A 6,956-nucleotide genomic window follows, 5' to 3' on the forward strand; every position below is an offset into this window, starting at 1 on the left:
TGTCTCCCAAACGCCGCTCAGGGGATCAGTGGAGCGGTGCACGCTCACTGCGTCGCGAATCTCGCGCCCGCGGTCCTCGCCTCGATTGTTCCGGTAGTCGCCGATAAGTACCGCGCCGGCCTGATCTACCATCAGGCCACGGCGGAGGGGCCTGTAGTCCACGGGTGACCCCCATACGCGGCGGAATTGCCGGGAGCCAGCGGGCAGCACCCACTGAGTGGGCCCGACTATGGCAAAAATGTCGCCGCTGCCCAGCCGGGCGGCATTTGAGATGGAAAGCTGGACGAAGCGATCGACGAGCCGCAGTTTCACTGCCAACGCCCGCCAATCGGTATGCAGGGTGCCCAGCAGTTGCCAGGACCGTCCCAGATCAGCACTCCGCACCAGGCTGTTGCGATGAGACGCAACCAGCCAGTCCCCCTCAAAGAAGTGGGGATAGAAACCGCGATGGCGCTGGAGAATCTGCAGGCGCATTCAGCTTGGGTGCCCCCACGCCCAGACGAACCCCCATTTTTGGCAAAAGGATAGCTTTCATTGCAACCCCAGACAATACACTGCAGGAATGGCATTCAGGCGCTTGATGGCAGCTATTCACGCGTAGCCGCCGTGCCTTCACGTTGCAGCGAATGACCGCTTTGCACCCGAAGCCACAAAATCGTCTTTGGTGCTAATCGGCCCCGCGCCGCCGTTGCACCGCTAGGCTGGCAATGAAGGCTCCTAACCCGGAGCGGACACCGTCGGGTTGCTCCTGCATCCGCCATGCGCGGAAACATGAGCCTTTCAACGATGTTCCAAAACGCGGCAGAAAGCACCTTGGATTTCATCCCCGCCTTGAGATGGATGGCAACAGGTTTAGGCTCAAGCAGAGCCTGCACCGACAGGCGAAGCCTGATGGGCAATTGACGGCCGCGTGTGACAATTGTCGGTCCGGTCACCGGCGCCCTTCGCCCAGGACAAATGCTTCCGGCCAAAGCTTTATGGTGGTAAGCCATAGGCACTTCGGCTCGTTTGACCATGGATGCAACTTTGCCGAACGCTTCCCGGCCCTCGAAGCCCGCTGACGAACTTGCCGCGCGAAGAAACTGGAGCGGTCCGACGCTTGCCAACGGCGTTCTTACCGCTGAGCTCGGCGAATTCTGCCAGAGCGGCGTTAGCATCGTGATGGCAACTTGCGGTGCCGACGGCCGACCGGTGGTGGGGCGGGGGCTTGCCTGCCGGATCAACCGGGGCGGACATGCGCGAGTCCTAATCCGAACGGCTTCGAATGTCGCCTTCCTCAGGGCGCTTGGCAAGAGTGCCAGCCTAGCCGTGACGTTCACCCAGCCGTCGACCCACCGCTCGATCCAGTTGAAGGCCGACAGCGCTGTTCTCTCCACGGTCGACGCTACGGACGGTGCAGCTGTCGCCGTCCAGACCGCGGGTTTAAGGGCTGAGCTGGTCGACGACGGCTACAGCGAGGCGTTCGCGGCGGCCTATTGCGCGTACGAACCGGACGAGCTTGCCGCTGTCGACTTCGTGCCAGAGAGCGCTTTCGTTCAGACCCCCGGTCCAAACGCCGGAAGCGCGTTGCAGCCATGACCAAACTTGCCCTCGACGCTATTCGCGACTGCTTTGAGGGTGTCGTGCCCGCCGTCCTGGCCACGTGCGATGCCGACGGTGTGCCCAATGTCTCTATTATTTCGCAGGTGCACTACGTCGACCATGAGCGAGTGGCACTGACCTACCAATTCTTCAACAAAACCCGCCGTAATCTCGTCGCCACGCGAGCAGCGACGGTTTCCGTTTACGACCCGGTCGGCCTCGTCGACTTCAGGCTCGACCTCGACTACGAGGAAACTCAGACCGACGGACCGGTGTTCGAGAGCATGAAGGCAAAGCTCGCGGGAATCGCCTCGCACACCGGCATGCAGGGAATTTTCCATCTGCGCGGCGCTGACATCTGCCGGGTTCGGTCAGTCGTCCGGATGCCGGCACCGGCCGAATTGATGTCGCCTCCTTCGCGCAACCTGCTCTCAGCAGTGCGCCGCGCCTTCGTCGAACTTGCCGCCGCGCGCGATCTCGGTGATCTCTTCGACCGAACGCTTGATTGTATACGCAACCATTTTGGCATCGAGCACATGATGATCCTGATGCTCGACGAAGTCGCCGGTCGACTCTTTATCGTTGCGTCGGACGGGTACGACCGATCCGGAATCGGATCTGAGCTTGCCCTCGGCGACGGTGTCGTCGGCGTCGCCGCTCGAGAGCGCGTGCCGATTCGAATCGGTCACATGACTTCGGAGTACAGCTACGGCACAGCAATACGCGATCAGGCACGCGACCAGGGCCTCACTACACTTGACGCCACCGAGATCCCCTATCCTGGTCTCGATGCTCCCGAGAGTCAGATCGCGCTCCCCATTTTGTCGCAGGGCCGTACACTTGGAGTGCTCTTCGCGGAAAGCGTCGCGCCAATGCGGTTTCGCTATGACGACGAAGATGCACTTGCGTTAGTTGCCGATCGGCTCGGCGAGCTCGCCACGTTTGTCCAGGGGGAAATGACACCCTCGACGGACAACGTCTTGCCTCGGTCCGCCGCCCTGAAAAGCCCGGTAGCCGTTCGTCATTACCAAGCCGACGACAGCGTCTTTCTCAACCATGATTATCTAATCAAGGGCGTGGCCGGTGCGATATTTTGGAAGGTCGTTCGCGAGCGCGTGCGGTCCGGTCGGGTCGAGTTCTCCAATCGCGAGCTTAGGCTTGACCCAGCGCTGCGCTTGCCTGAGCACGCCGAGAACCTCGAAGCGCGCCTGGTGCTACTGCAACGGCGGCTGCGGGAGCGGAGCAGCGCGATTCAGATCGAGAAATGCGGCCGTGGCCGCTTCCGTCTCGTGGTTCTAGGTTCCGTGAGCCTGGAAGAGATCGATAGGAGCGGCGTGCAGAGCTTAGCAAACTTTTAGCGTTCCTTACAGGAACACTTAGCAAGCATGAACGACTGGTCGGGCGTATTTCATCGGGCAACCAAAGCCGATGAAGGACCAGACCTATGACCCAACTCGACCACCGCCCCACAAGCGCGGGGCCCCACGTTTCACACAGTGAGCACCGCGTTGCGCCGGAAGTCGCGGAGGCCGTCGGCCACGCACTCGTTGAGGCGCTCCCGGATTTCCATCAGAGCGGTGATTTCGCGACGGATCTTACACCGGGAATTGGCGATCGACTTTTTCTCGAAGACCAACTCAAGATGCTGGATTCCGTACTCGAGGGCCGTGTCGTCACTCCCGAGCAAGCCGAATATGACTCCGTCCGCGCGATCGTGCCGGGTAACTACGACCCGAAGCCGAAGGCGGTGATCCGAGTTGCCAATGCTAGCGACGTCGCCGCTTCTCTCGACTTTGCCCGTGTCACTGGTCTGGAGGTCGCGGTGCGCAGCGGCGGCCACAGTGGCCATAGTAGTACCCATACGGGTCTCGTCATCGACCTGCGCGATCTGAACGGGCTGGAGATCGACTCCATCGGTCGAACCGCATGGGCAGGTACCGGCCTCACCGCGGGGGAAGTGACGCGCGCCGTTGAAAAGCACGGTCTCATCGTCGGTTTCGGCGACACCGCATCTGTAGGCATCGGCGGTATTACCTGCGGCGGCGGCATAGGCTATCTCGTTCGCAAGCATGGGCTGACCATCGACTCGGTTGTCGCCGCTGAGGTAGTCATCGCGAATGGTGACATTCTGATCGCCGATGAGAAGCACCACGCCGACTTGTTCTGGGCGCTGCGCGGCGGCGGGGGCAACTTTGGTGTGGTTACGCGTTGGAAATTCCGGCTGCATCCGTTGCCCTCGTTCACCGGCGGGCCGCTCGTCCTGCCGGCGACGCCTGAGATAGTGAGCCGCTTCGTTGCCCTTGCGGAAGCTGCGCCGGAGGAGTTGTCCGCCATCGCATCGGTGATGCCAGCGCCGCCCTTGCCTTTTCTCCCCGCCGAGGTCCACGGGAAGACCGTATTGCTCTGCATGATGGCTTATGTTGGGGAGTCGGTGGCGGCCGAGCAAGCAATTGCGCCTTTCAGGGCGCTTGCCACTCCTTTCGCCGATCTCATCGCACCGGGGCCGTATAGCAGCGTTTACATGGAGGACCTAGGTCACAAGCCGTCCTTCTCGGTTCGCTCGCGGCTCATGGATGTGCTTGGAGCAGTCGAAGCCGCCAAGATCATCAAACGGGTTGAGCGATCTAGCGCCCCTATGCGACTGGGGGAGATTCGCGTGCTTGGCGGGGCGATGGCACGCGTGCCAGCCGACGCAACGGCATTTGCCCATCGCAGCAGCCGGGTCATGTTCTCGTTTATTGCGATCTATTCCGATCCGCGCGAGCAGTCCCTTCACGACAGTTGGGCGATGGAGGGCATCAACCAGCTGTCAGAGGAGGAGGACCGGGTCTACGTTAATTTCCTGCTCACTGATCCGGACGAGCGTATTCACGCCGCTTACCCGCCAGCGACCTGGGAGCGGCTTCGGCGCGTCAAGCGCGAGTACGACCCGGAGAACCTGCTACGCCGGAACCGAAACGTGTTGCCGGCGTGACGTGCAAACGAAAGAGAGAGCGGAGAGTTGCGGTTTGATCGGCCGTTGCGATTTGGCCATTGTCCGGACTGCTCAGGTGCTCCTGGAAAGCCTTAGAGTCAGACTCTGCCACGGATTATTGAGGCGATGCGGCGGTCGCTGGATCGTCGAATGATGGCGCTGTGCGTGGGGGCACTGGCCAGACTCCAATCTCCGCTATTGGCGCGGTTGTTGCCGTTCGTTCAGACCGCAGCGAACGACCGCTGCCCGCCCATCTCGGACATTTGCTGTCCATCCGCGAATGTCTGCATCGGGTCAGAAGCGGGCATGAGCTTCGGAAGCTGCAAGCGATTGGTGAGGCAGCAGTCTGCGCCGTTGCTCTCCCCAAGCCGATGGCAGCGACTTCACCAGAACCTCGGCGGTTAAGCCCGGCGGCGTGCGCCCGTCGAGGATGGCCTCGACGATGTCGGGGGCCAGGAGATTGAGGCGGAGGATTCGCCCGACGTAGGAGGGGTTCATGCGCTCGGCGGCGGCCAAGTCCTGGATGGTGGCGTGGGTGCCGGATTCGAGGAGCCGCTGCCAGCGGTAGGCTCTGGCGAGAGCCTTGACCAGGACACTGTCTGGGCGGGGTGCGAGAGGCATTGCTGGCGTGCCGTCCCGAGTGACGCAGGATTTCCGGCCGCCGCGACGTTTGAAGGTCAGGGGAACGTGGACGGTGATGGTTGTCGGGTCGGCCGATCGGTCGGTTGGAGTGCCTGCGTCACATACTGGTTCAGACGGCGAGCTGCTGCGGGGAACGACGACCGTCTCGATCATGATACTCCGTTCCCGAGACTGACCGACGTCTTGGCCCCGTTGACCTTGGCATTCTGGTCGTCGGCTCGGCTGCTGCCCGCCGGACCCAGAAGCTCACTCACCAGGCGACCAAGGCCACCGACCTTGAGACGGATGGCGATGCCGTCGGGCTGGATGTCCACCCGGTCGACGAGAAGCTGGACGATACGGGCCTGCTCGGCCGGGAAGAGCTCGGACCAGAGGTCATCGAACTGACCGATGGCCCGGCGGACCTCATCTTCGGTGAGGTCGCTCAGGTTCTCCCTTGCTGAGCGCCAGGTCGCGACAATGATCTCGGGCGACTGGAGGAGGACACGCAGCTGGTCGATGACCGCTGCTTCAACATCGCCGGCCGGGACCCGCCTGATGGCCGGGTCTGCTTCCGCGTCGTCGTTGCGTGCCTCCGTTCCTGTATCCCGGATCAGGGACTGACTGACGTAGTAGCGATAGAGCTTCTGCTTGCGCGGAGTGTGGGTCGGCGACATCGCCCGTCCCGAGGAATCGAAGATCAGGCCCTTGAGCAGGGCCGGTGTCTGGGCACGGGTCCGATTACCGCGGGTCCGGGCTCTCACCGCCATGGCGGCATGGACCTTGTCCCAGAGCGCCTTCGTGATGACGGCCTCGTGTTCTCCGGGGTAGGCGGTGCCCTTGTGGACAGCCTCGCCGATGTAGACCCGGTTGTTGAGGAGCTTGTAGAGCTTCCCCTTGTCGAACCGTTTTCCGTATTTGTTGACGATCTCCCTGGCGGCGAGGTCCCGGACGATGGCCGTGATCGATCCGCCTTTCGCCATCCGGTCGAAGATGCGCCGGACCTGCTCTGCCTCGGTCTCGTTGATGACCAGCTTGCGGTCCTCCACGTCGTAGCCATAGGGCGCCCAGCCACCCATCCACATGCCCTTCCTGCGGGAGGCTGCGAACTTGTCCCTTATCCGCTCGCCGGTGACCTCGCGCTCGAACTGGGCGAAGGAGAGCAGGATGTTGAGGGTGAGCCGCCCCATCGATGTGGTCGTGTTGAACGACTGGGTGACGGAGACGAAGGTGACGTCGTTGCGGTCGAAGATCTCGACCAGCCTGGCAAAGTCCATCAGCGAGCGGGAGAGCCGGTCGATCTTGTAGACCACGACGATGTCGACAAGGCCCGCCTCGATATCGGCAAGCAGTCGCTTGAGGGCAGGACGGTCGAGCGTTCCGCCGGAGAAGCCACCATCATCATAGTGGTCCGGTACCAGGACCCAGCCTTCCGCCTTCTGGCTGGCGACAAAGGCCTCGCAGGCCTCGCGCTGGGCGTCGAGGCTGTTGAAGTCCATGTCGAGGCCTTCCTCGGAGGACTTCCGGGTGTAGATGGCACAGCGGCGCTTGGTGACGATCGGGCGAGACGATCTGTCCTGCCGCCGACGGACCGGAGCGTTCACGGCCGCCCCCTCTGGTTCTTGAGGCCGAAGAAGGTCCAGCCGTTCCAGTTGGTGCCGGTGATGGCTCTGGCGATGGCGGAAAGAGACCGATAGGGCTTGCCGAGATATTCGAAGTCGTCGCCTCTGACCGTGACGCAGTGCTCGACGCCGTTGAACTCCCTGATCAGTCGGGTGCC

7 protein-coding genes are annotated in these 6,956 nt (G+C 62.4%); 3 read left to right on the forward strand and 4 right to left on the reverse strand.

Annotated elements, in window-relative coordinates; all coding sequences use genetic code 11:
• On the reverse strand, window positions 1-474 hold a 474-nt coding region (locus BLT60_RS23860; protein WP_139167962.1), incomplete at its 3' end, for a hypothetical protein.
• Window positions 475-1,014: 540 nt separating this feature from the next.
• Here BLT60_RS23860 and BLT60_RS23865 point away from each other — a divergent pair.
• The 3 genes from BLT60_RS23865 (at window position 1,015) to BLT60_RS23875 (ending at window position 4,555) form a co-directional block, all read left to right on the forward strand.
• A complete protein-coding gene (locus BLT60_RS23865; protein WP_090881430.1) occupies window positions 1,015-1,578 on the forward strand; it encodes a hypothetical protein in 564 nt (187 codons plus the stop codon).
• Complete coding sequence (locus BLT60_RS23870) at window positions 1,575-2,939, forward strand: GAF domain-containing protein (RefSeq protein ID WP_090881433.1); 1,365 nt, start codon at window positions 1,575-1,577, stop codon at window positions 2,937-2,939. The genes BLT60_RS23865 and BLT60_RS23870 overlap by 4 nt, the downstream gene beginning before the upstream one ends.
• Before the next feature lie 86 nt (window positions 2,940-3,025).
• Window positions 3,026-4,555: an FAD-binding oxidoreductase gene (locus BLT60_RS23875; RefSeq protein WP_210185678.1), complete on the forward strand. Its 1,530-nt coding sequence runs from the start codon at window positions 3,026-3,028 to the stop codon at window positions 4,553-4,555.
• 294 nt (window positions 4,556-4,849) lie between these two features.
• Here BLT60_RS23875 and BLT60_RS23880 read toward each other — a convergent pair whose 3' ends face one another.
• The 3 genes from BLT60_RS23880 to BLT60_RS23890 form a co-directional block, all read right to left on the reverse strand.
• Window positions 4,850-5,350, reverse strand: coding sequence for a hypothetical protein (locus tag BLT60_RS23880; protein WP_244521431.1), 501 nt, complete (start codon window positions 5,348-5,350; stop codon window positions 4,850-4,852).
• Window positions 5,347-6,780 carry a recombinase family protein gene (locus tag BLT60_RS23885; RefSeq protein ID WP_244521432.1) on the reverse strand — a complete coding sequence of 478 codons (1,434 nt, stop codon included), beginning with the start codon at window positions 6,778-6,780 and terminating at the stop codon, window positions 5,347-5,349. Before BLT60_RS23885 ends, BLT60_RS23880 begins: the two co-directional genes overlap by 4 nt.
• Window positions 6,777-6,956: DUF2924 domain-containing protein (locus BLT60_RS23890; protein WP_139167963.1), on the reverse strand; the 180-nt coding region annotated here is incomplete at its 5' end. The genes BLT60_RS23890 and BLT60_RS23885, both read right to left, overlap by 4 nt.

Origin of the sequence: Bauldia litoralis (assembly GCF_900104485.1) — a bacterium.
Taxonomy (GTDB): domain Bacteria; phylum Pseudomonadota; class Alphaproteobacteria; order Rhizobiales; family Kaistiaceae; genus Bauldia; species Bauldia litoralis.